Origin of the sequence: Priestia koreensis, from assembly GCF_022646885.1 — a bacterium.
GTDB classification, from domain to species: Bacteria; Bacillota; Bacilli; order Bacillales; family Bacillaceae_H; genus Bacillus_AG; species Bacillus_AG koreensis_A.
The window spans coordinates 12,501-35,943 of sequence record NZ_CP061868.1; the positions used below are offsets into that span (position 1 = coordinate 12,501).

The window sequence follows — 23,443 nt, forward strand, 5'->3', positions numbered from 1 at the left end:
GAAGGCTCGTCCGCTCAGGGTTAGTCGGGACCTAAGCCGAGGCCGAAAGGCGTAGGCGATGGCCAACAGGTTGATATTCCTGTACTACCTCCCCACCGTTTGAGCAATGGGGGGACGCAGGAGGATAGGGTAGGCGCACTGCTGGATATGTGCGTTCAAGCAATAAGGCTGATGAGTAGGCAAATCCGCTCATCATAAGGCTGAGCTGTGATGACGAGGGAATTATAGTACCGAAGCTCCTGATTTCACACTGCCAAGAAAAGCCTCTAGCGAGGTGGGAGGTACCCGTACCGCAAACCGACACAGGTAGGCGAGGAGAGAATCCTAAGGTGATCGAGAGAACTCTCGTTAAGGAACTCGGCAAAATGACCCCGTAACTTCGGGAGAAGGGGTGCTCTGTTAGGGTGCAAGCCCGAGAGAGCCGCAGTGAATAGGCCCAGGCGACTGTTTAGCAAAAACACAGGTCTCTGCGAAGCCGTAAGGCGAAGTATAGGGGCTGACACCTGCCCGGTGCTGGAAGGTTAAGAGGAGAGGTTAGCGCAAGCGAAGCTTTGAATCGAAGCCCCAGTAAACGGCGGCCGTAACTATAACGGTCCTAAGGTAGCGAAATTCCTTGTCGGGTAAGTTCCGACCCGCACGAAAGGTGTAACGATCTGGGCACTGTCTCAACGAGAGACTCGGTGAAATTATAGTACCTGTGAAGATGCAGGTTACCCGCGACAGGACGGAAAGACCCCGTGGAGCTTTACTGTAGCCTGATATTGAATTTTGGTACAGCTTGTACAGGATAGGTAGGAGCCTGAGAAGCCGGAGCGCTAGCTTCGGTGGAGGCGTCGGTGGGATACTACCCTGGCTGTATTGACATTCTAACCCACAGCCCTGATCGGGCTGGGAGACAGTGTCAGGTGGGCAGTTTGACTGGGGCGGTCGCCTCCTAAAGAGTAACGGAGGCGCCCAAAGGTTCCCTCAGAATGGTTGGAAATCATTCGTAGAGTGTAAAGGCACAAGGGAGCTTGACTGCGAGACCTACAAGTCGAGCAGGGACGAAAGTCGGGCTTAGTGATCCGGTGGTTCCGCATGGAAGGGCCATCGCTCAACGGATAAAAGCTACCCCGGGGATAACAGGCTTATCTCCCCCAAGAGTCCACATCGACGGGGAGGTTTGGCACCTCGATGTCGGCTCATCGCATCCTGGGGCTGTAGTCGGTCCCAAGGGTTGGGCTGTTCGCCCATTAAAGCGGTACGCGAGCTGGGTTCAGAACGTCGTGAGACAGTTCGGTCCCTATCCGTCGTGGGCGTAGGAAATTTGAGAGGAGCTGTCCTTAGTACGAGAGGACCGGGATGGACACACCGCTGGTGTACCAGTTGTCTTGCCAAAGGCATCGCTGGGTAGCTATGTGTGGACGGGATAAGTGCTGAAAGCATCTAAGCATGAAGCCCCCCTCAAGATGAGATTTCCCATAGCGCAAGCTAGTAAGATCCCTGAAAGACGATCAGGTAGATAGGTCTGAGGTGGAAGCGTGGCGACACGTGCAGCTGACAGATACTAATCGATCGAGGACTTAACCAAATGCTTTCCCTTAACAATTGTTATCTAGTTTTGAAAGAATAACTTTCTTTCAAAAAAAGCTTGCACTTTTTCTTGAAAAGTGTATAATATATATGTCTGGTGATTATGGCAGAGAGGTCACACCCGTTCCCATACCGAACACGGAAGTTAAGCTCTCGAGCGCCGATGGTAGTTGGGGGTTTCCCCCTGTGAGAGTAGGACATCGCCAGGCACACTTAAAGGGTTAGTCAATTGACTAACCCTTTTTCGTTGTGTTTTAAATAGCTGAGGAGAAGAAACGGGATTTTCTCTTCGGTAATAGATAAAAAATGTGTAATAAATGGATAGTCATGAGATGAGTACGTATGTAGCAGCTCATACCACCATTCCGTTTCATAGCGGGAAATCATGCTTAAATTATACAAAACTAAATAGTGACTAAGTGGTTCGGGAAAGAAAATTGTTCCTTCCCTTGTATTAGGAAAGTACAGTGCATCTTCGTCTAAATGATACATAAAGGGTGAGCAAGAAGATAAGTTAATACTTTTCTCAAGCACTCTAAATGAAATACTCTTCTTTTTCTCCTCGTTTGCTTGTATACCAAACGTCGCTTTTCCTTTTATATAACTGTGGAATCGTTCCGTATTCATATGAAATAAATCTAGAAAGAACGTAGGAAACTCAATCTCACGACGACCCCAATTCGTGTTTATCTTTAACGGTTTTGTAGCCTCTTGGTGTAGAGGAGTCATTTCAACTACCTGAGACATTAATGATGACATGGAATATTTGTTTCCTTCTAAATGTTCCATGTGAAACATTTTGGCACTGATGTGTGAAAACAATCCATTCTTTTGAACTTTTACTTCATCATCTAAAAAATCATAACTCTGCTTCTTCCTTTTACGTGTAGTCACTCCGTGTGCTAATACGGAGGTGTTATGTGGATATGATGCATCCACTGTTAGCAGACATGCTTTAAATAACTGAGTCATTCCATAAAAAAGTAAAACTGGCTTTATGGAAAGTGGGGAATGTGTGGAAAGTTCATAATAATTTTTAGCATGCTCCAAATAATAAATGAATGGGTAACAGTTTTCGTAACTTTTTTGCTCAGCTTTTTCAAGTTTTTTTCGCTCATAGCAATGAAACAAATATTTTTGTGTATAGGGAGCAGAGAAGTATTTCATATATTCATTCCATGTTTTATTTCGATTATCCATCATACTCATCCTTTTTTAGAATTATCTGATATATCACCGTTTTATTGACAGTTCTTTATCGAATTGTTAATCTACTAATAATATTTTGTCGCTAAGAGGAGGATTCTATAATGTGGGAAAGCAAATTTGTAAAAGAAGGTTTAACATTTGATGATGTGTTACTAGTTCCAGCGAAATCTGAAGTTCTTCCAAAAGATGCAGATCTTCGTGTCACGCTAACCGAAACATTAAAATTAAATATTCCGTTTATCAGTGCAGGGATGGATACTGTAACAGAAGCGGATATGGCTATTGCGATGGCTAGACAAGGTGGTTTAGGTATTATTCACAAAAATATGTCTATCGAGCAACAAGCTGAGCAAGTTGATAAAGTTAAACGTTCAGAAAGCGGAGTTATTACAGATCCTTTCTTCTTAACACCTGAGCATCAAGTGTTTGATGCAGAGCACCTAATGGGTAAATACCGTATTTCAGGTGTCCCAATCGTTAATAACTTAGAAGAACGAAAATTAGTTGGAATCCTCACAAACCGTGATTTACGTTTTATCCAAGATTATTCCATTACCATTTCAGATGTTATGACAAAAGAAGATCTTGTCACAGCCCCAGTTGGTACCACATTAGAAGAAGCAGAGAAAATCTTACAAAAATACAAAATCGAAAAACTTCCTTTAGTAAATGAAGCAGGAGTACTTGAAGGTTTAATTACGATCAAAGATATTGAAAAAGTAATTGAATTCCCTAACTCAGCTAAAGACGCTCACGGACGCCTCCTAGTAGGTGCAGCAGTTGGTGTAACGGCTGATACAATGGTTCGTGTAGAGAAATTAGTTAAGGCCCATGTAGACGTAATTGTAGTCGATACAGCACATGGTCATTCACAAGGTGTATTAGATACAGTAAGTAAAATTCGCGGTGTATATCCTGAATTAAACATCATTGCTGGAAATGTTGCTACTGCTGAAGCAACTAAAGCATTAATTGAAGCAGGAGCAAACGTGATTAAAGTTGGTATTGGACCTGGCTCTATTTGTACAACACGCGTTGTAGCAGGAGTTGGAGTTCCTCAAATCACTGCTGTTTATGATTGTGCAACGGAAGCAAGAAAATACGGTGTCCCAGTAATTGCGGATGGCGGTATTAAATACTCTGGTGATATCGTAAAAGCTTTAGCAGCAGGTGGACATGTTGTTATGTTAGGTAGCTTATTAGCAGGTACAACGGAAAGCCCAGGAGAAACAGAAATCTTCCAAGGACGTCGTTTCAAAGTATATCGTGGAATGGGTTCTGTTGGAGCTATGGAGCAAGGCAGTAAAGACCGTTATTTCCAAGAAGATAATAAAAAGTTTGTTCCAGAAGGTATCGAAGGACGTCTTCCTTACAAAGGACCTTTAAGCGATACGATTTATCAACTACTTGGAGGCTTGAAATCTGGAATGGGCTATTGCGGCACAGCAGACCTTCAGCAACTAAGAGAAAATGCACAGTTTGTTCGTATGACAGGTGCAGGATTACGTGAAAGCCATCCACATGATGTGCAAATCACAAAAGAATCTCCTAACTATTCATTAAGCTAACCACTGAAAATCTCCCTAATTAGGGAGATTTTTTTCGTTCCCCTTATTAGATGGGGGACTTCTTCATCTACTCAATTATCAGGTTATATGATAAAATAACGTTTATGTGAAAATGGTTATGGAGGGTATCGGAGTGAAGAAGCAGCTACATAAGGTATTGATCGTGATGTTTGCCGCTTTGCTTTCAGTAAGTGGAGTTTTGTTTTCTGCCCAAGGGAAAGCTTATGCAGCAAGTAATGAGCCAGATATTGATGCTAGTGCCGCTATTTTAGTGGAAGCAGATACTGGTCAAATTTTATATGAAAAAAATGCAGATGCTGTATTAGGTATCGCGAGCATGACAAAAATGATGACTGAATATTTAGTTCTTGAATCTATTAAAGCAGGCAGATTGAAGTGGACGGACGAAGTTCCTATTAGTAAATATTCATCAGTTATTTCTCAAGACCGTGGATTATCAAACGTCCCACTGCTAGAGGGGGATCAGTACACGGTAAAAGATTTGTATGAAGCAATGGCTATTTATTCAGCCAATGGGGCAACGATTGCTCTAGCAGAGAAACTAGGAAATGGTTCAGAAGCAAATTTCATTAAATTAATGAATGATGAAGGAAAAAAATTAGGTCTTGAAAGCTACAAGTTTGTTAATGCAACAGGTCTAAGTAATTCGTTATTAAAAGGTATGCATCCTAAAGGGACAAAGCCTACTGATGAAAACGTGATGTCTGCACGCGCAACAGCAAAATTAGCTTCTCATCTTATTAAGGATCACCCAGAAGCATTAGAAATTTCAAAGATCCCTAAAAAAGTATTTGGAAAAGGTACTCATTCTCAAACAGAAATGGCCAATTGGAATTGGATGTTACCTGGATTAACTTTTGAATATAAAGGTGTAGATGGATTAAAAACCGGTCATACCGATTTTGCCGGATACTGCTTTACAGGTACGGCTGTAAAAAATGGCGTTCGCTATATTACCGTTATTATGAGTGGGAAGAAAGACGGTAAACCAGAGATGAATGCTCGCTTTACTCAAACAGCAAAATTATTGGACTACGGCTTTGATAACTTTGAAATGAAGGAAGTTATTCCTGCTAATTCAACCATTAAAGGTCATAAAACGTTGGCTGTAGCGAAGGGGAAAGAGGATAGCGTAGCAATTAAAACATCTAAGCCTTTAAAAGTACTCCTAAAAAAGGGTGAGGAAGACAAGTATCAAGTGAAGTTTGATGTTGATTCCAAACTTGTTGATAAAAATGGTCACTTAATGGCACCGTTCAAAAAAGGTCAGATAGTAGGCAAAGCTGCACTTGTAGCGAAGGATGATACAACGGCAGATAACTTGTATGGTACAGATCAAAAAGCAGTTCAAGTACCTGTAGTTACAACAAAAGGTGTAGATAAAGCAAATTGGTTTGCATTATCGATGCAAAGCATTGGAGGCTTTTTCTCAGACGTTTGGACAAGTGCTTCAGACAATGTAAAAGCCTGGTTCTAATTAAAAATAAGCATGCAGCTCACACTGCGTGCTTATTTTTAATTTCAAGCAATTGATGTTTAAAGCACACTTTTATCCTGATCATAGAATGGAAACCTTACAAGTTCTGTTTAGAAAACGGTATAAAAGCATTGCATCTTGTGAAAACTTGTAGTACATTATGGATATTCAAATGAACAACAATAAAACGATGATAGGAAGTAGTAGCAGTGGATCCATCCTTTAGAGAGCCGATGGTTGGTGGAAATCGGTGGTTGGGACTTGTGAATCCATCCTGGAGTGAACTACTGAAATTAAGTAAGTAGTTTCGGTGATAACCGTTATTTTTGTAAGAGGAAAGTATAGATTATACTTTCAATTAGGGTGGCAACGCGGGTAAACTCTCGTCCCTTTCCAGGGGACGGGAGTTTTTTGTGTTTAATCCGATAAAATTAGGAGGTTTTACAATGCTTGATTTAAAATTTTTACGTGCTAATTTTCAAGAAGTAAAAACAAAATTACAGCACCGTGGGGAAGATTTAACTGACCTAAGCCGTTTCGAAGACCTAGATACAAAAAGAAGAGAGCTTATTTCTCAAGCAGAAGAGCTGAAAAGCAAGCGTAATGAAGTTTCTCAGCAAGTAGCGGTATTGAAGCGTGAAAAGAAAGATGCAGATCACCTCATCGCTGAAATGCGTACAGTAGGAGACAAAATTAAAGTTTTAGATGATGAATTAAAAGGTGTAGAAGAACAGTTAGAAGCATTGCTGTTATCAATTCCAAATATTCCTCATGAATCTACACCAGTTGGTGAATCTGAAGATGATAACGTAGAGGTTCGTAAATGGGGAGAAGTAAGAGACTTCTCATTTGAACCAAAAGCACATTGGGATTTAGGAACTGATTTAGATATCGTTGATTTTGAACGTGCAGCAAAAGTAACAGGTAGTCGTTTTGTATTTTATAAAGGGTTAGGAGCTCGTTTAGAACGTGCCCTTATTAACTTCATGATGGATTTACACTATGATGAGCATGGCTATCAAGAAATTCTGCCTCCATACATGGTAAACCGTGCAAGCATGACAGGAACAGGCCAGCTTCCAAAGTTTGAAGAAGATGCGTTCTTAATTGAAAAAGAAGATTACTATCTAATCCCAACTGCTGAAGTGCCGGTAACGAATCTACACCGTGACGAAATCTTAAGTGTTGATCAACTTCCAATTGCTTATGCGGCATACAGTGCATGTTTCCGTTCAGAAGCAGGTTCAGCGGGTCGTGATACACGTGGATTAATTCGTCAGCATCAGTTCAACAAAGTAGAGCTTGTTCGCTTTGTTAAACCAGAAGATTCTTACGATGAGTTAGAAAAATTAACTGGACATGCAGAAAAGGTGCTTCAATTGTTAGAGCTTCCTTACCGAGTTCTCAGCATGTGTACAGCGGATCTAGGATTTACTGCTGCGAAGAAATATGACATTGAAGTATGGATTCCAAGCTACGATAGCTACCGTGAAATTTCTTCTTGTTCTAACTTTGAAGGTTTCCAAGCAAGACGTGCTAACATTCGCTTTAGAAGAGAGAAAAATGGTAAACCAGAACATGTTCATACATTGAACGGATCTGGATTAGCGATTGGTCGTACAGTAGCTGCGATTTTAGAGAACTATCAGCAAGAAGACGGTTCTATTGTCATTCCAACTGTATTACGTCCATACATGGGGAATAAAGAAGTTATCAAACTTCCTTAATGCTCTAATTCAAAAGAGGGAGAAAAAATCTCCCTCTTTTTTAAAAAAAAGTGAGAAAAAGTGTTGACTCTCTATTTTTTATATGATATATTTAATCATGTCAGAACGGAGGAATACCCAAGTCCGGCTGAAGGGATCGGTCTTGAAAACCGACAGGGGTGTAACAGCCCGCGGGGGTTCGAATCCCCCTTCCTCCTCCATATTTTAATTAGTAAACAACGCGCATAAATTGGAGATATAAAATCGTTACTTCGGTAGCGATTTTTTTAATGCTTAAAATATAGTAAGAAAAGAAGCCCTAACAGCCAGGGCTTCTTTTTTATTTCGTATAAATAGCTGTTCTTCTTTTTAATTTCTCACTGTGATGTAAGAAGCGAGAAATCTTTTCAATAATAGGTTCAATAGAGTGATCTTCGTTTAAAATATCATATTCATTAATATTTAAACGTAATACCGGACAAGCATTGAAGTTATTAATCCAATTCTCATAGCGCTCGTGCATTTCCTTCCAATAATCAATTGGCGTTTGTTGCTCCATAGGGCGACCACGTTTTTGGATACGGCTCACAATATCATCAAAACTACCTTCTAAATAAATGAGCAGATCAGGATGAGGAAAATATGGTGTCATCACCATAGCATCAAAAAGACTTGTATATGTTTCATAATCAACAGGAGACATGGTGCCTTTCTCATGATGCATCTTCGCAAAAATCCCCGTATCTTCGTAGATAGAACGATCTTGGACAAAACCCCCACCGTATTCGAAGATTTTCTTTTGTTCCTTAAAACGTTCAGCAAGGAAATAGATTTGCAAATGGAAGCTCCAACGCTCAAAATCAGCATAAAACTTGTCCAAATAAGGATTTGTATCTACTTTTTCAAATGACGTACGAAATCCTAGGGCATTTGCAAGAGCTGTAGTCATTGTTGATTTTCCGACTCCAACCGTTCCCGCAATAGTTAATACAGCATCACTAGGAATATTATATTTTTTACGTAAATCCATTTATACACGGCTCCTTTGGGTAAGAATGTCATGGATATTGGCAAGAACCACATCTAGATGCTCACGATATTGAACAAAATCAATTACATCACCGTTCAAGCGCAATACCGTTACATCTGGATTTTCTTGTTCAAATTTATTCATTGCTACTTCATAATCGACCTTCAGCTGGTGTAGGTAGCCTGGATCAATTTTCTTTTCGATCTCTCGGCCACGCAATTTAATTCTTTTTAATAATGTATCCAAACTAGCGTTTAGATAAATCACGATGTTTGGCTTTGGCATATCTGAAGTCAAAATGCGATAAATATCAAGGTATTTACCGTACTGAGTATCTTTTAGAGTACGCTGTGCGAAAATCATATTTTTCATAATGTGATAATCGGCAACAACAGGTAGATCTTTCTGCAAGTAAAGGGTTTGAATATCTTCTAGTTGTTTGTAGCGATTGCAGAGAAAAAACATCTCAGTTTGGAAGCTCCATTCCTCAATGTTTTCATAAAATTTTCCTAGGAATGGATTCTCGTCTACAATTTCTTTTAATAAGTGAAATTGAAAATGTTGAGCTATTGATTTTGCTAAGGATGTCTTTCCAACCCCAATGGGGCCTTCGACAGTAATAAAGGGAATCGCTCCCACAATCAGTCCCTCCTCTAATAAAAAAACGCAACTTTAAAACAGACAGATTTTATTTTAACACAGTGGGGGTAGAGACGGGGTAAAATATCAGAAAATAAATAGGGTAAATATGGATAATAAAAACAGACAATACAAGAAGGTATTGTCTGTTGAGAGGTTATACTTTTTTCACGACTTGGAAGTTATCTTCTAGTAATAGCCAGTTTTGCGGGAAGGGAAGACCTAGTTTCCAATAAGCCATTCCCCTTAAGTTCAACTCCTTTAAAAGATTGAACTTCGCTTGTATAGAACGTGCATCTTCAAACCAAACCTCGTGTTGCTTTCCTTGTTGATCTCGGTAATTAAAATGAGGAGCTTGAGCTTCTTGGTCATACTGAATGGCTACATTGTGTTCTGCTGCCAGTTGGATGGCTCGTTGGGGGCTCACTCCTTGGGCTGGCTTTCCACCCTTTTGATAAGGAAGAGTCCAGTCATAGCCATAAAGGTTTTGACCCATTAAAATTTTTGAGGAGGGAATCTCTTTCACTGCATACTCTAAAACATCACGAACAGGATCAATAGGTGATACGGCCATAGGTGGACCACCGCTATATCCCCATTCATAGGTCATGATAATGATGAAATCTGCTATTTCACCGATTGCCTTGTAGTCATGGGCAGCATACCATTGGCCTTTTTGGTTAGCACTTGTTTTAGGTGCCAGTGCTACTGACATGAGAAGAGATTCCTTATTTAACCGTTCTTTCGCCTTTCGTAAAAAAGCCAAATAAGCCTCTTTATCTTCGGCTTTTAAAAACTCGAAATCCATGTGAATATCCTTAAAGCCTTTCGTTTTAGCGGTTTCGACAATTGTATTAAGCAATTTATCTTGAATGTCTTTATTGTTCAGAATGACTGTTCCTAGCTTGTCACTAAAAGCCCCCTCTTCAATATTAGTAAGAACCATTGAATAAGCTACCTTATGTTCTTTCGTAATTTCGGCAAAGTTGTTAAGATCGGGTGCTTTCAATGTGCCATCTCTTTTTATCTCAAAGTTTGCTGGACCTAAATAGGTCAAATCAATTGCATTTTGGTTCACCAATTTTTCTATCTCAGGCGTAATTTTACGATTAGATGTTTCGATATAGCCAAAAAACTCGCCTGGTCGTTTTGGTTTTTGAGGAATGGTAATCTTCTTCCCAGCTTGCAAAGGTTGTGTCACAGGAATTCCATTGGCGTTTGCAATTTTTTGATAGCTTACACCGAATTTTTGACCGATCTTCCAAATGGTATCACCCGGCTGAACAAGGTAACTGCTCCCGGTAGTTGGAATGACAATTGCTTGGCCAATCACTAATCGATTGGGGTTCGGTAATTGGTTAGCATTTATAATAAGATCGGGAGGTACATTATATAAACGACTAATCGTATAAATAGAATCCTTTGGTTTTACGACGTAAATTTGCATCTTTTCCCCTCCAGTGTAATCTCTTTCTGTTGATTATATGAGGAAAGGAAGTTATACATGATTTAATTAAAGGAATCTCTTATCGGTCTTATTGAAGCTTTGAGGACATTTTGCATCATTTTTAAAGCGAATTCGTTATCTTCTTTTACATTTGAGGCAATACAGTCAGAGGGAACGATTAAATTATATTCTCGCATATAAGCATCATTAGCAGAAAAAAGGACACAGATGTTACCTGCTAGTCCGGTTAAATATAGTGTATCAACGGATAGATTGGACAGAAGAATGGTAAGAGCCGTTCCGTAAAAAATGGAGTGTTTTGGTTTTATGAGAAAATAATCATCATCTGTGGGACGAAGTAGGTCAATGATATCTTTGCTCTTCTCGTTGTAACAATGCTCAATAATGTTATTAAAATCGGCTTGCCATAGTTGATAATGATCATTTACATAAATAGTCGGACAATCTTTTTCCGTAAGCTCCTTTTTTAAGTAGGCGATATTTTCAGCAATGATTTTTGCTTGCGTAGATAAAGAACGTCCATATTCAAAATTAAAATCATTAATCATGTCAATAATAATTAAAGCAGATTTCATTTTATGTATTCCTCCATTACAATTAAGGGTAGTCCAAATGGTAACCTTTATAGGTTGTCTAAAGTGAGACAATAATATTTCATTGTAATGATAAGGTGTGAGAAGATTGACAGAAGATGAACGTTATATGATGTTAGCCATAGAGGAAGCAAACAAAGCAGAACAGATATTAGAAGTTCCAATTGGAGCTATTCTCGTACATGAGGGAAAAGTAATTGCCGCAGCGCATAATTTAAGGGAAACAGAACAGCGCTCCGTTGCTCATGCTGAGCTATTAGCAATTGATGAAGCTTGTAAGAACCTTGAAACATGGCGTTTAGATGAAAGTACTCTGTACGTGACACTAGAACCTTGTGCGATGTGTGCTGGAGCAATTGTACTTTCACGGGTGAAAAGAGTAGTGTTTGGTGCTTATGATCCGAAGGGTGGATGTGCAGGAACTCTCATGAATCTTTTACAGTTTGAAAAATTTAATCATCAGGCAGAAGTGGTCGGTGGCGTCTTAGAAGAGGAATGTGGAATGCTTCTGACAAAGTTTTTTCGTTCGTTACGTCAGCGTAAAAAAGAGCAAAAACAGCAGAAAAACCTTTTACAATAACTTACAGTTTCTAAACGTTGCATTTTTTTTATAAAAGACTTATACTTGTACTTGCATCACTTCTGATGCAACTTAACTATTGGTATCAATTTTGCCGTGCTAAGCGGGGAGGTAGCGGTGCCCTGAACTCGTAATCCGCTCTAGCGAGGCTGAATTCCTTCTTGAGGTTAGTTCACTTTAGGGTCTGCCTCAAGTAAGTGGTGTTGACGTCTTGGTCCTACGCAATGAGAATCCATGAACCCTGTCAGGTCCGGAAGGAAGCAGCAGTAAGTGGAATCTCTCATGTGCCGTGGGAGCGCCGGGACCGAGCTAACTGCTTGAGTAACGCCTAGGGTGGCTAATCGACGGAAGGTGCACGGCAGTTATAATTTATATAATCAACTTAAGCCTACTCGTTCCTGAGTAGGCTTTTTGATATGAGTAGAAGCTTTTATTCTCTTTTGAAAAAAAGGGATTTAGTACGCTATAATAAGAACATTACTAATGAATGAAAGAGGAGGGGACGTAGTGGTATATCAAGCTTTGTATCGGGTGTATCGACCGCAAAGTTTTGAGGACGTGGTAGGGCAACGGCATATTGTTCAAACATTACAAAATGCCTTATTACAGGAAAAGTTCTCTCATGCCTATTTATTTTCAGGTCCACGTGGTACAGGAAAAACGACGGCCGCTAAAATTGTTTCAAAAGCAGTAAACTGTGAACAAGCACCCACTGCAGAACCTTGTAATGAGTGTGCATCTTGCCGTGGGATTATGGATGGATCAATCTCAGATGTTATTGAAATTGATGCGGCTTCCAATAATGGCGTAGATGAAATCAGGGATATTCGTGATAAAGTAAAATATGCACCAAGCTCAGTACGTTATAAGGTGTACATAATTGATGAGGTTCATATGCTATCTATAGGAGCTTTTAATGCCTTATTAAAAACTCTTGAAGAGCCTCCACCACATGTCATCTTTATTTTAGCCACTACAGAGCCGCATAAAATCCCTCTTACTATTGTCTCCCGCTGTCAGCGATTTGACTTTAAGCGCATTTCGCCTGAGGATAGCGTATTTCGTATGAAATCAATTTTATCTTCTGAGGATATTAAAGTAGATGATCAGGCACTGTACGAAATTGCTAAAGCTGCAGAAGGTGGAATGAGGGATGCGTTAAGCCTATTAGATCAAGCCATCTCTTATAGTGATGATGTTGTAACACTAGAGGACGTTCTGTTGATTACCGGTGCGGTTTCGCAGGAGTTTCTTCTACGTATTACAAAGGCCGTATATGAGAAGAATACAGTAGAGGCTTTAGATGCAATTGATAAACTAATTCAAAACGGCAAAGATCCAAACCGTTTCTTAGAAGATATTATTTACTACTATCGAGACATACTTTTATATCAGACTAATCCTGCATTAGAAAATATGTTTGAAAAAGCAGTTATAAGTGAAGAGTTTAAGCAATTGAGTAATGACCTAGAAATGAATCAAATTTATGAGATCATTCATAAGCTGAATGAAGCGCAACAAGAAATGAAGTGGACGAACCATCCACGTGTACTTCTAGAGGTATTATTTGTTAAGCTTTGTCAGGAACAAAGGAAGGCCACTGTACCTGCGTCTTCTGAAACAAATGATCTCACAGAGAAAGTTAAACAGCTAGAAATGCAAATTCAACAATTGAAAGAACAAGGAATAAGAGTAGAAGAAGGTATTAAAGAGAGTGCACCAGATAAAAAGCCTACTCGTTCTCCAAGAAGTTCTTACAAAGTACCTACAAACCGAATATATGACATCTTAGGGAAAGCAACGAGGAAAGATCTAGATGCAATTCGACGTAATTGGGCTGAAGTATTAGAAACGCTTAGGCAGCAAAACAAAGCTTCACATGCAGCTTTGTTATTAAATAGTGAACCTGTTGCAGCATCGTCTGATTCATTTGTGTTAAAATTCAAATATGAAATCCACTGTAAAATGGCTGCTGAAAATAATAATAATGTACGTGATAACCTAGAGAACATTTTATATACTTTAGTAGGTAGTCAGCTTACAATGATTGCTGTTCCCGAGCCAGACTGGGAGCAAATTAGGCAAGGTTTCCTCAAAGGCCAAGAAAATGAGGATGGTGAATCCTCTTCAAACAATGAGGAAGATCCTTTAATTGCAGAAGCCAAAAAACTATTTGGTGAAGAGCTTATTGAGGTAGAAGAATAATAATTAGGAGGAACAAACTATGCGTGGTATGGGTAATATGCAAAAAATGATGAAACAAATGCAAAAAATGCAAAAGGATATGCAAAAGGCTCAAGAAGAGCTTTCACACACAACTTTGGAAGGTACAGCAGGAGGCGGTATGGTAACCGTTCTTGTAAATGGTAACAAAGAAATTATTGAAGTAAAGATTAAAGAAGAAGTAGTCGATCCAGAAGACATCGAAATGCTACAAGACCTTGTAATGGCAGCAACAAACGATGCATTGAAAAAGGTAGAAGAAGTAACAAATCAAACAATGGGTCAGTTTACCAAAGGTCTAAACATTCCAGGACTATAAGATATGCATTATCCTGAACCGATCTCAAAGCTAATCGATAGTTTTATGAAACTACCAGGAATAGGACCGAAGACAGCTGTTCGCTTGGCTTTTTTCGTTCTTACAATGAAAGAGGATACGGTGTTAGATTTCGCGAAAGCGCTGGTAAACGCTAAGCGTAATCTAACTTACTGTTCCACATGCGGTCATATTACTGATCAAGATCCGTGCTATATATGTCAGGATACAAGAAGAGACAGAAGTGTAGTCTGTGTCGTTCAAGATCCAAAAGACGTAATTGCTATGGAAAAAATGAAAGAGTATCAAGGACTCTATCATGTTCTTCATGGGGCGATCTCTCCTATGGATGGGATAGGACCTGAGGATATTAACGTCCCAGCTCTTCTAAAGAGGTTACAAGAAGAAGAAGGTATAGAAGAAGTTATTTTAGCAACCAACCCTAATATTGAAGGAGAAGCAACAGCGATGTATATTTCTCGTCTATTAAAACCGACAGGAATTCGAGTGACGCGTATTGCTCATGGATTACCTGTAGGTGGAGATTTAGAATATGCAGATGAAGTGACTCTTTCAAAAGCGCTCGAGGGAAGAAGAGACGTTTAAGTAATAAAAATAGATATGAGGTTAGATATTTATGTTGTTTAAGCGAAAAGGATGGCTACGAAAAGAATTTGATCAGGAGCTGTTAAACGGCTTTAATGATACAAAAGCTCATTGGTTAAAACAATCACGTTATATTGAGCAAAGTGTAGATCCATCTGAAGATGTCCTTGTTAGTATGAAAGTAGCAAAAGCAAAGTACCTTTACCTCTTAAAAGAAGCAAAGCATCGAAATATTTCAAACGGGAAAATGTAGCCAAACGTTTTCCCGTTTTTTCTGTTCAAGAAAGTTATGAAAGTTAAAAATGGACATACATATAGGTAACAGAAGAAATATTTGAAGGGGGAAACGTGGATGCAACCGATCTTGGTTATTTCAACGATAATAGGATTGATAGTCATTCTGTTGCTGGCGGGAGGTAAAGTAAGGCTTTTTGGTTTAGTAGGACAAGTGCTTACAAAATGTGTGATAGGAGCATTATTATTGTTTTTTATCAATACTTTTGGAGCACAATTTGATATTCATGTACCAATTAACGTGTTAACTACAGCAGTTTCGGGTGTTCTAGGACTCTCAGGAATAGGTGCACTTCTTGTCATTAGCCAATTTATCTTGTAAGATAAGGAGACTTTTCAAAAACTTGAAAAGTCTCCTTATTTTTATAGAAAAAGTGTTGACGTATATAAATGATCGTGATATATTATTAAATGTCGCTGAAACACAGCAACAACAACTTTTGAAGGTTGAAAAAAACAAGAAAAAAGTTGTTGACAATAGTATTTGAAAGTGATATATTAAAGAGGTCGCTTTTGGGACAAGAGTTCTTTGAAAACTGAACAAAACAAGCAAAACGTCAACGTTTTAAAAGTAAGACAACAAATGAGCAAGTCAAACATTTCTTCGGAGAGTTTGATCCTGGCTCAGGACGAACGCTGGCGGCGTGCCTAATACATGCAAGTCGAGCGGACTTGATAGAAGCTTGCTTCTATCAAGTTAGCGGCGGACGGGTGAGTAACACGTGGGTAACCTGCCTGTAAGATGGGGATAACTCCGGGAAACCGGAGCTAATACCGAATAACACTTTCGCTCGCATGAGCGGATGTTAAAAGACGGTTTCGGCTGTCACTTACAGATGGACCCGCGGCGCATTAGCTAGTTGGTGAGGTAACGGCTCACCAAGGCGACGATGCGTAGCCGACCTGAGAGGGTGATCGGCCACACTGGGACTGAGACACGGCCCAGACTCCTACGGGAGGCAGCAGTAGGGAATCTTCCGCAATGGACGAAAGTCTGACGGAGCAACGCCGCGTGAGTGATGAAGGTTTTCGGATCGTAAAACTCTGTTGTTAGGGAAGAACAAGTACGAGAGTAACTGCTCGTACCTTGACGGTACCTAACCAGAAAGCCACGGCTAACTACGTGCCAGCAGCCGCGGTAATACGTAGGTGGCAAGCGTTGTCCGGAATTATTGGGCGTAAAGCGCGCGCAGGCGGTTCCTTAAGTCTGATGTGAAAGCCCACGGCTCAACCGTGGAGGGTCATTGGAAACTGGGGAACTTGAGTGCAGAAGAGGAAAGCGGAATTCCACGTGTAGCGGTGAAATGCGTAGAGATGTGGAGGAACACCAGTGGCGAAGGCGGCTTTCTGGTCTGTAACTGACGCTGAGGCGCGAAAGCGTGGGGAGCAAACAGGATTAGATACCCTGGTAGTCCACGCCGTAAACGATGAGTGCTAAGTGTTAGAGGGTTTCCGCCCTTTAGTGCTGCAGCTAACGCATTAAGCACTCCGCCTGGGGAGTACGGCCGCAAGGCTGAAACTCAAAGGAATTGACGGGGGCCCGCACAAGCGGTGGAGCATGTGGTTTAATTCGAAGCAACGCGAAGAACCTTACCAGGTCTTGACATCCTTTGACCACTCTAGAGATAGAGCTTTCCCCTTCGGGGGACAAAGTGACAGGTGGTGCATGGTTGTCGTCAGCTCGTGTCGTGAGATGTTGGGTTAAGTCCCGCAACGAGCGCAACCCTTGATCTTAGTTGCCAGCATTAAGTTGGGCACTCTAAGGTGACTGCCGGTGACAAACCGGAGGAAGGTGGGGATGACGTCAAATCATCATGCCCCTTATGACCTGGGCTACACACGTGCTACAATGGATGATACAAAGGGTTGCGAAGCCGCGAGGTGAAGCTAATCTCATAAAATCATTCTCAGTTCGGATTGTAGGCTGCAACTCGCCTACATGAAGCTGGAATCGCTAGTAATCGCGGATCAGCATGCCGCGGTGAATACGTTCCCGGGCCTTGTACACACCGCCCGTCACACCACGAGAGTTTGTAACACCCGAAGTCGGTGGGGTAACCGTAAGGAGCCAGCCGCCTAAGGTGGGACAGATGATTGGGGTGAAGTCGTAACAAGGTAGCCGTATCGGAAGGTGCGGCTGGATCACCTCCTTTCTAAGGAAAATTGCCTGAACCACGTGTTCGGCAACAAACAACGTGACGTCGTTTTGTTCAGTTTTGAGAGTACTCTCTCAATTCAATGGGCCTATAGCTCAGCTGGTTAGAGCGCACGCCTGATAAGCGTGAGGTCGGTGGTTCGAGTCCACTTAGGCCCACCATTCTTACTTTTATATTTTTGGGGCCTTAGCTCAGCTGGGAGAGCGCCTGCCTTGCACGCAGGAGGTCAGCGGTTCGATCCCGCTAGGCTCCACCAAGTCGTCTTAGACTGGTAGTTGTTCTTTGAAAACTAGATAGCAAGAATGTTAAGGAAAACAAAGTGTAACACTTTTTGAAATAACCAATACGGTTAAGTTAGAAAGGGCGCACGGTGGATGCCTTGGCACTAGGAGCCGATGAAGGACGGGACTAACACCGATATGCTTCGGGGAGCTGTAAGTAAGCTTTGATCCGGAGATTTCCGAATGGGGAAACCCATCATTCGTAATGGAATGATATCTTCTTCTGAATACATAGGAAGTTGAAGGCAGACCCGGGGAACTGAAACATCTAAGTACCCGGAGGAAAGGAAAGCAAACGCGATTTCCTGAGTAGCGGCGAGCGAAACGGAATTAGCCCAAACCAAGAGGCTTGCCTCTTGGGGTTGTAGGACACTCTATACGGAGTTACAAAGGAACGAGGTAAATGAAGAGGTCTGGAAAGGCCCGTCAAAGAAGGTAACAACCCTGTAGTTGAAACCTTGTTCTCTCTTGAGTGGATCCTGAGTACGGCGGAACACGTGAAATTCCGTCGGAAGCAGGGAGGACCATCTCCCAAGGCTAAATACTTCCTAGTGACCGATAGTGAACCAGTACCGTGAGGGAAAGGTGAAAAGCACCCCGGAAGGGGAGTGAAAGAGATCCTGAAACCGTGTGCCTACAAGTAGTCAGAGCCCGTTAACGGGTGATGGCGTGCCTTTTGTAGAATGAACCGGCGAGTTACGATCCCATGCAAGGTTAAGTCGATGAGACGGAGCCGCAGCGAAAGCGAGTCTGAATAGGGCGATTTGAGTATGTGGTCGTAGACCCGAAACCAGGTGATCTACCCATGTCCAGGGTGAAGTTCAGGTAACACTGAATGGAGGCCCGAACCCACGCACGTTGAAAAGTGCGGGGATGAGGTGTGGGTAGCGGAGAAATTCCAATCGAACTTGGAGATAGCTGGTTCTCTCCGAAATAGCTTTAGGGCTAGCCTCAAGGTGAGAGTTTTGGAGGTAGAGCACTGATTGGACTAGGGGCCCCCAACGGGTTACCGAATTCAGTCAAACTCCGAATGCCAAAAACTTATCCTTGGGAGTCAGACTGCGAGTGATAAGATCCGTAGTCAAGAGGGAAACAGCCCAGACCACCAGCTAAGGTCCCAAAGTATACGTTAAGTGGAAAAGGATGTGGAGTTGCTTAGACAACCAGGATGTTGGCTTAGAAGCAGCCACCATTTAAAGAGTGCGTAATAGCTCACTGGTCGAGTGACTCTGCGCCGAAAATGTACCGGGGCTAAACGTATCACCGAAGCTGTGGATTGACATCTTATGATGTCAGTGGTAGGAGAGCGTTCTAAGTGCTGTGAAGCTAGACCGTAAGGACTGGTGGAGCGCTTAGAAGTGAGAATGCCGGTATGAGTAGCGAAAGACAAGTGAGAATCTTGTCCACCGAATGCCTAAGGTTTCCTGAGGAAGGCTCGTCCGCTCAGGGTTAGTCGGGACCTAAGCCGAGGCCGAAAGGCGTAGGCGATGGCCAACAGGTTGATATTCCTGTACTACCTCCCCACCGTTTGAGCAATGGGGGGACGCAGGAGGATAGGGTAGGCGCACTGCTGGATATGTGCGTTCAAGCAGTAAGGCTGATGAGTAGGCAAATCCGCTCATCATAAGGCTGAGCTGTGATGACGAGGGAATTATAGTACCGAAGCTCCTGATTTCACACTGCCAAGAAAAGCCTCTAGCGAGGTGGGAGGTACCCGTACCGCAAACCGACACAGGTAGGCGAGGAGAGAATCCTAAGGTGATCGAGAGAACTCTCGTTAAGGAACTCGGCAAAATGACCCCGTAACTTCGGGAGAAGGGGTGCTCTGTTAGGGTGCAAGCCCGAGAGAGCCGCAGTGAATAGGCCCAGGCGACTGTTTAGCAAAAACACAGGTCTCTGCGAAGCCGTAAGGCGAAGTATAGGGGCTGACACCTGCCCGGTGCTGGAAGGTTAAGAGGAGAGGTTAGCGCAAGCGAAGCTTTGAATCGAAGCCCCAGTAAACGGCGGCCGTAACTATAACGGTCCTAAGGTAGCGAAATTCCTTGTCGGGTAAGTTCCGACCCGCACGAAAGGTGTAACGATCTGGGCACTGTCTCAACGAGAGACTCGGTGAAATTATAGTACCTGTGAAGATGCAGGTTACCCGCGACAGGACGGAAAGACCCCGTGGAGCTTTACTGTAGCCTGATATTGAATTTTGGTACAGCTTGTACAGGATAGGTAGGAGCCTGAGAAGCCGGAGCGCTAGCTTCGGTGGAGGCGTCGGTGGGATACTACCCTGGCTGTATTGACATTCTAACCCACAGCCCTGATCGGGCTGGGAGACAGTGTCAGGTGGGCAGTTTGACTGGGGCGGTCGCCTCCTAAAGAGTAACGGAGGCGCCCAAAGGTTCCCTCAGAATGGTTGGAAATCATTCGTAGAGTGTAAAGGCACAAGGGAGCTTGACTGCGAGACCTACAAGTCGAGCAGGGACGAAAGTCGGGCTTAGTGATCCGGTGGTTCCGCATGGAAGGGCCATCGCTCAACGGATAAAAGCTACCCCGGGGATAACAGGCTTATCTCCCCCAAGAGTCCACATCGACGGGGAGGTTTGGCACCTCGATGTCGGCTCATCGCATCCTGGGGCTGTAGTCGGTCCCAAGGGTTGGGCTGTTCGCCCATTAAAGCGGTACGCGAGCTGGGTTCAGAACGTCGTGAGACAGTTCGGTCCCTATCCGTCGTGGGCGTAGGAAATTTGAGAGGAGCTGTCCTTAGTACGAGAGGACCGGGATGGACACACCGCTGGTGTACCAGTTGTCTTGCCAAAGGCATCGCTGGGTAGCTATGTGTGGACGGGATAAGTGCTGAAAGCATCTAAGCATGAAGCCCCCCTCAAGATGAGATTTCCCATAGCGCAAGCTAGTAAGATCCCTGAAAGACGATCAGGTAGATAGGTCTGAGGTGGAAGCGTGGCGACACGTGCAGCTGACAGATACTAATCGATCGAGGACTTAACCAAATGCTTTCCCTTAACAATTGTTATCTAGTTTTGAAAGAATAACTTTCTTTCAAAAAAAGCTTGCATTTTTTCTTGAAAAGTGTATAATATATATGTCTGGTGATTATGGCAGAGAGGTCACACCCGTTCCCATACCGAACACGGAAGTTAAGCTCTCGAGCGCCGATGGTAGTTGGGGGTTTCCCCCTGTGAGAGTAGGACGTCGCCAGGCGTACATAATGGAGGATTAGCTCAGCTGGGAGAGCACCTGCCTTACAAGCAGGGGGTCGGCGGTTCGATCCCGTCATCCTCCACCATTTATCCTTGAAAAATGTATAGAATGGTAGCATTATTTCAACCAAATGCCGGTGTAGCTCAACTGGTAGAGCAACTGACTTGTAATCAGTAGGTTGGGGGTTCAAGTCCTCTTGCCGGCACCATTTAGGTTGAGCCATTAGCTCAGTTGGTAGAGCATCTGACTTTTAATCAGAGGGTCGAAGGTTCGAATCCTTCATGGCTCACCATTTTGAATGCGGGTGTGGCGGAATTGGCAGACGCGCTAGACTTAGGATCTAGTGTCTTTACGACGTGGGGGTTCAAGTCCCTTCACCCGCACCATTCAAATATGCGGAAGTAGTTCAGTGGTAGAACACCACCTTGCCAAGGTGGGGGTCGCGGGTTCGAATCCCGTCTTCCGCTCCAGAGTCCAGTTCCAGAAAGTATGCCGGGGTGGTGGAATTGGCAGACACACAGGACTTAAAATCCTGCGGTAGGTGACTACCGTGCCGGTTCAAGTCCGGCCCTCGGCACCATATATGCGCCCGTAGCTCAATTGGATAGAGCGTTTGACTACGGATCAAAAGGTTAGGGGTTCGACTCCTCTCGGGCGCGCCATAAAACGGGAAGTAGCTCAGCTTGGTAGAGCACTTGGTTTGGGACCAAGGGGTCGCAGGTTCGAATCCTGTCTTCCCGACCATTTTATATTGGGGCCTTAGCTCAGCTGGGAGAGCGCCTGCCTTGCACGCAGGAGGTCAGCGGTTCGATCCCGCTAGGCTCCACCAATGAAATTATGAACTTTGAAAACTGAACAAAACAAGCAAAACGTCAACGTTTTAAAAGTAAGACAACAAATGAGCAAGTCAAACATTTCTTCGGAGAGTTTGATCCTGGCTCAGGACGAACGCTGGCGGCGTGCCTAATACATGCAAGTCGAGCGGACTTGATAGAAGCTTGCTTCTATCAAGTTAGCGGCGGACGGGTGAGTAACACGTGGGTAACCTGCCTGTAAGATGGGGATAACTCCGGGAAACCGGAGCTAATACCGAATAACACTTTCGCTCGCATGAGCGGATGTTAAAAGACGGTTTCGGCTGTCACTTACAGATGGACCCGCGGCGCATTAGCTAGTTGGTGAGGTAACGGCTCACCAAGGCGACGATGCGTAGCCGACCTGAGAGGGTGATCGGCCACACTGGGACTGAGACACGGCCCAGACTCCTACGGGAGGCAGCAGTAGGGAATCTTCCGCAATGGACGAAAGTCTGACGGAGCAACGCCGCGTGAGTGATGAAGGTTTTCGGATCGTAAAACTCTGTTGTTAGGGAAGAACAAGTACGAGAGTAACTGCTCGTACCTTGACGGTACCTAACCAGAAAGCCACGGCTAACTACGTGCCAGCAGCCGCGGTAATACGTAGGTGGCAAGCGTTGTCCGGAATTATTGGGCGTAAAGCGCGCGCAGCGGTTCCTTAAGTCTGATGTGAAAGCCCACGGCTCAACCGTGGAGGGTCATTGGAAACTGGGGAACTTGAGTGCAGAAGAGGAAAGCGGAATTCCACGTGTAGCGGTGAAATGCGTAGAGATGTGGAGGAACACCAGTGGCGAAGGCGGCTTTCTGGTCTGTAACTGACGCTGAGGCGCGAAAGCGTGGGGAGCAAACAGGATTAGATACCCTGGTAGTCCACGCCGTAAACGATGAGTGCTAAGTGTTAGAGGGTTTCCGCCCTTTAGTGCTGCAGCTAACGCATTAAGCACTCCGCCTGGGGAGTACGGCCGCAAGGCTGAAACTCAAAGGAATTGACGGGGGCCCGCACAAGCGGTGGAGCATGTGGTTTAATTCGAAGCAACGCGAAGAACCTTACCAGGTCTTGACATCCTTTGACCACTCTAGAGATAGAGCTTTCCCCTTCGGGGGACAAAGTGACAGGTGGTGCATGGTTGTCGTCAGCTCGTGTCGTGAGATGTTGGGTTAAGTCCCGCAACGAGCGCAACCCTTGATCTTAGTTGCCAGCATTAAGTTGGGCACTCTAAGGTGACTGCCGGTGACAAACCGGAGGAAGGTGGGGATGACGTCAAATCATCATGCCCCTTATGACCTGGGCTACACACGTGCTACAATGGATGATACAAAGGGTTGCGAAGCCGCGAGGTGAAGCTAATCTCATAAAATCATTCTCAGTTCGGATTGTAGGCTGCAACTCGCCTACATGAAGCTGGAATCGCTAGTAATCGCGGATCAGCATGCCGCGGTGAATACGTTCCCGGGCCTTGTACACACCGCCCGTCACACCACGAGAGTTTGTAACACCCGAAGTCGGTGGGGTAACCGTAAGGAGCCAGCCGCCTAAGGTGGGACAGATGATTGGGGTGAAGTCGTAACAAGGTAGCCGTATCGGAAGGTGCGGCTGGATCACCTCCTTTCTAAGGAAAATTGCTTGAACCACGTGT

General features: G+C 43.5%; 14 protein-coding genes, 12 tRNA genes, 6 rRNA genes, 1 other RNA gene and 1 other annotated feature (1 of these 34 running past the window's edge). Of the genes, 28 read left to right on the forward strand and 5 right to left on the reverse strand.

Annotated features, from left to right (window positions below; translation table 11 throughout):
- Positions 1–1,570 (forward strand): 23S ribosomal RNA (locus tag IE339_RS00050); it begins 1,363 nt to the left of the window's first position.
- A gap of 95 nt (positions 1,571–1,665) precedes the next feature.
- A 5S ribosomal RNA gene (rrf, locus tag IE339_RS00055) occupies positions 1,666–1,781 on the forward strand.
- Positions 1,782–1,797: 16 nt separating this feature from the next.
- On the opposite strand, the gene IE339_RS00060 is transcribed toward rrf (IE339_RS00055), so the two are convergent.
- Positions 1,798–2,772 carry a YaaC family protein gene (locus IE339_RS00060; protein WP_242172570.1) on the reverse strand — a complete coding sequence of 325 codons (975 nt, stop codon included), beginning with the start codon at positions 2,770–2,772 and terminating at the stop codon, positions 1,798–1,800.
- Between the two features lie 110 nt (positions 2,773–2,882).
- Between IE339_RS00060 and guaB the strand changes: the two genes are divergently transcribed.
- The 4 genes from guaB (at position 2,883) to IE339_RS00080 (ending at position 7,774) form a co-directional block, all read left to right on the forward strand.
- On the forward strand, positions 2,883–4,349 hold the full coding sequence (gene guaB / locus IE339_RS00065; protein ID WP_242172572.1) for an IMP dehydrogenase: 1,467 nt from the start codon (positions 2,883–2,885) through the stop codon (positions 4,347–4,349).
- Between the two features lie 133 nt (positions 4,350–4,482).
- The gene (locus IE339_RS00070; protein WP_277933933.1) at positions 4,483–5,847 is read left to right on the forward strand and encodes a serine hydrolase; all 1,365 of its coding nucleotides are present in this window, start codon (positions 4,483–4,485) and stop codon (positions 5,845–5,847) included.
- A gap of 181 nt (positions 5,848–6,028) precedes the next feature.
- Positions 6,029–6,241, forward strand: a binding site (T-box leader).
- 52 nt (positions 6,242–6,293) lie between these two features.
- Complete coding sequence (gene serS, locus IE339_RS00075) at positions 6,294–7,574, forward strand: serine--tRNA ligase (RefSeq protein ID WP_242172576.1); 1,281 nt, start codon at positions 6,294–6,296, stop codon at positions 7,572–7,574.
- A gap of 107 nt (positions 7,575–7,681) precedes the next feature.
- Positions 7,682–7,774: transfer RNA gene (locus tag IE339_RS00080), tRNA-Ser, on the forward strand.
- A 119-nt stretch (positions 7,775–7,893) separates the two neighbouring features.
- Here the strand turns inward: IE339_RS00080 and IE339_RS00085 are convergent.
- The 4 genes from IE339_RS00085 to IE339_RS00100 form a co-directional block, all read right to left on the reverse strand.
- Positions 7,894–8,583, reverse strand: coding sequence for a deoxynucleoside kinase (locus tag IE339_RS00085; RefSeq protein WP_242172578.1), 690 nt, complete (start codon positions 8,581–8,583; stop codon positions 7,894–7,896).
- Positions 8,584–9,222 carry a deoxynucleoside kinase gene (locus IE339_RS00090; RefSeq protein WP_242172582.1) on the reverse strand — a complete coding sequence of 213 codons (639 nt, stop codon included), beginning with the start codon at positions 9,220–9,222 and terminating at the stop codon, positions 8,584–8,586.
- A gap of 157 nt (positions 9,223–9,379) precedes the next feature.
- Positions 9,380–10,669: a glycoside hydrolase family 18 protein gene (locus tag IE339_RS00095; RefSeq protein WP_242172584.1), complete on the reverse strand. Its 1,290-nt coding sequence runs from the start codon at positions 10,667–10,669 to the stop codon at positions 9,380–9,382.
- 62 nt (positions 10,670–10,731) lie between these two features.
- Positions 10,732–11,274: a cysteine hydrolase family protein gene (locus IE339_RS00100; RefSeq protein ID WP_242176062.1), complete on the reverse strand. Its 543-nt coding sequence runs from the start codon at positions 11,272–11,274 to the stop codon at positions 10,732–10,734.
- 97 nt (positions 11,275–11,371) lie between these two features.
- Between IE339_RS00100 and tadA the strand changes: the two genes are divergently transcribed.
- The 22 genes from tadA to IE339_RS00210 all read left to right on the forward strand — a co-directional run bounded on the left by tadA (position 11,372) and on the right by IE339_RS00210 (position 23,416).
- Positions 11,372–11,863, forward strand: coding sequence for a tRNA adenosine(34) deaminase TadA (gene tadA / locus IE339_RS00105; RefSeq protein ID WP_242172587.1), 492 nt, complete (start codon positions 11,372–11,374; stop codon positions 11,861–11,863).
- A 94-nt stretch (positions 11,864–11,957) separates the two neighbouring features.
- An RNA gene (gene ffs, locus IE339_RS00110) (signal recognition particle sRNA large type) lies at positions 11,958–12,222 on the forward strand.
- A gap of 148 nt (positions 12,223–12,370) precedes the next feature.
- Positions 12,371–14,068 carry a DNA polymerase III subunit gamma/tau gene (gene dnaX, locus IE339_RS00115; protein ID WP_242172589.1) on the forward strand — a complete coding sequence of 566 codons (1,698 nt, stop codon included), beginning with the start codon at positions 12,371–12,373 and terminating at the stop codon, positions 14,066–14,068.
- Between the two features lie 19 nt (positions 14,069–14,087).
- Positions 14,088–14,405: a YbaB/EbfC family nucleoid-associated protein gene (locus tag IE339_RS00120; RefSeq protein ID WP_242172591.1), complete on the forward strand. Its 318-nt coding sequence runs from the start codon at positions 14,088–14,090 to the stop codon at positions 14,403–14,405.
- A gap of 3 nt (positions 14,406–14,408) precedes the next feature.
- Entirely contained in the window at positions 14,409–15,008 is a 600-nt protein-coding gene (gene recR, locus IE339_RS00125) for a recombination mediator RecR (protein ID WP_242172594.1), read from the forward strand.
- 31 nt (positions 15,009–15,039) lie between these two features.
- Positions 15,040–15,261 carry a YaaL family protein gene (locus IE339_RS00130; protein WP_053401072.1) on the forward strand — a complete coding sequence of 74 codons (222 nt, stop codon included), beginning with the start codon at positions 15,040–15,042 and terminating at the stop codon, positions 15,259–15,261.
- 99 nt (positions 15,262–15,360) lie between these two features.
- On the forward strand, positions 15,361–15,624 hold the full coding sequence (locus IE339_RS00135; RefSeq protein ID WP_242172596.1) for a pro-sigmaK processing inhibitor BofA family protein: 264 nt from the start codon (positions 15,361–15,363) through the stop codon (positions 15,622–15,624).
- A gap of 279 nt (positions 15,625–15,903) precedes the next feature.
- Positions 15,904–17,455, forward strand: a 16S ribosomal RNA gene (locus IE339_RS00140).
- A gap of 87 nt (positions 17,456–17,542) precedes the next feature.
- A tRNA-Ile gene (locus IE339_RS00145) sits at positions 17,543–17,619 on the forward strand.
- A 19-nt stretch (positions 17,620–17,638) separates the two neighbouring features.
- Positions 17,639–17,714, forward strand: a tRNA-Ala gene (locus tag IE339_RS00150).
- A 91-nt stretch (positions 17,715–17,805) separates the two neighbouring features.
- Positions 17,806–20,738 (forward strand): 23S ribosomal RNA (locus IE339_RS00155).
- Positions 20,739–20,833: 95 nt separating this feature from the next.
- Positions 20,834–20,949, forward strand: a 5S ribosomal RNA gene (gene rrf, locus IE339_RS00160).
- A 9-nt stretch (positions 20,950–20,958) separates the two neighbouring features.
- Positions 20,959–21,034, forward strand: a tRNA-Val gene (locus tag IE339_RS00165).
- A 47-nt stretch (positions 21,035–21,081) separates the two neighbouring features.
- Positions 21,082–21,157: transfer RNA gene (locus tag IE339_RS00170), tRNA-Thr, on the forward strand.
- Between the two features lie 8 nt (positions 21,158–21,165).
- Positions 21,166–21,241 (forward strand) — tRNA-Lys (locus IE339_RS00175).
- Between the two features lie 8 nt (positions 21,242–21,249).
- Positions 21,250–21,335, forward strand: a tRNA-Leu gene (locus IE339_RS00180).
- 9 nt (positions 21,336–21,344) lie between these two features.
- Positions 21,345–21,419: transfer RNA gene (locus IE339_RS00185), tRNA-Gly, on the forward strand.
- Between the two features lie 21 nt (positions 21,420–21,440).
- Positions 21,441–21,529: transfer RNA gene (locus IE339_RS00190), tRNA-Leu, on the forward strand.
- A 5-nt stretch (positions 21,530–21,534) separates the two neighbouring features.
- Positions 21,535–21,611 (forward strand) — tRNA-Arg (locus IE339_RS00195).
- Positions 21,612–21,616: 5 nt separating this feature from the next.
- Positions 21,617–21,693, forward strand: a tRNA-Pro gene (locus IE339_RS00200).
- A 9-nt stretch (positions 21,694–21,702) separates the two neighbouring features.
- Positions 21,703–21,778 (forward strand) — tRNA-Ala (locus IE339_RS00205).
- Positions 21,779–21,865: 87 nt separating this feature from the next.
- Positions 21,866–23,416, forward strand: a 16S ribosomal RNA gene (locus IE339_RS00210).
- The 16S, 23S and 5S rRNA genes sit together here with 11 tRNA genes alongside, the layout of an rRNA operon.
- The last annotated feature ends 27 nt before the right edge of the window (positions 23,417–23,443 follow it).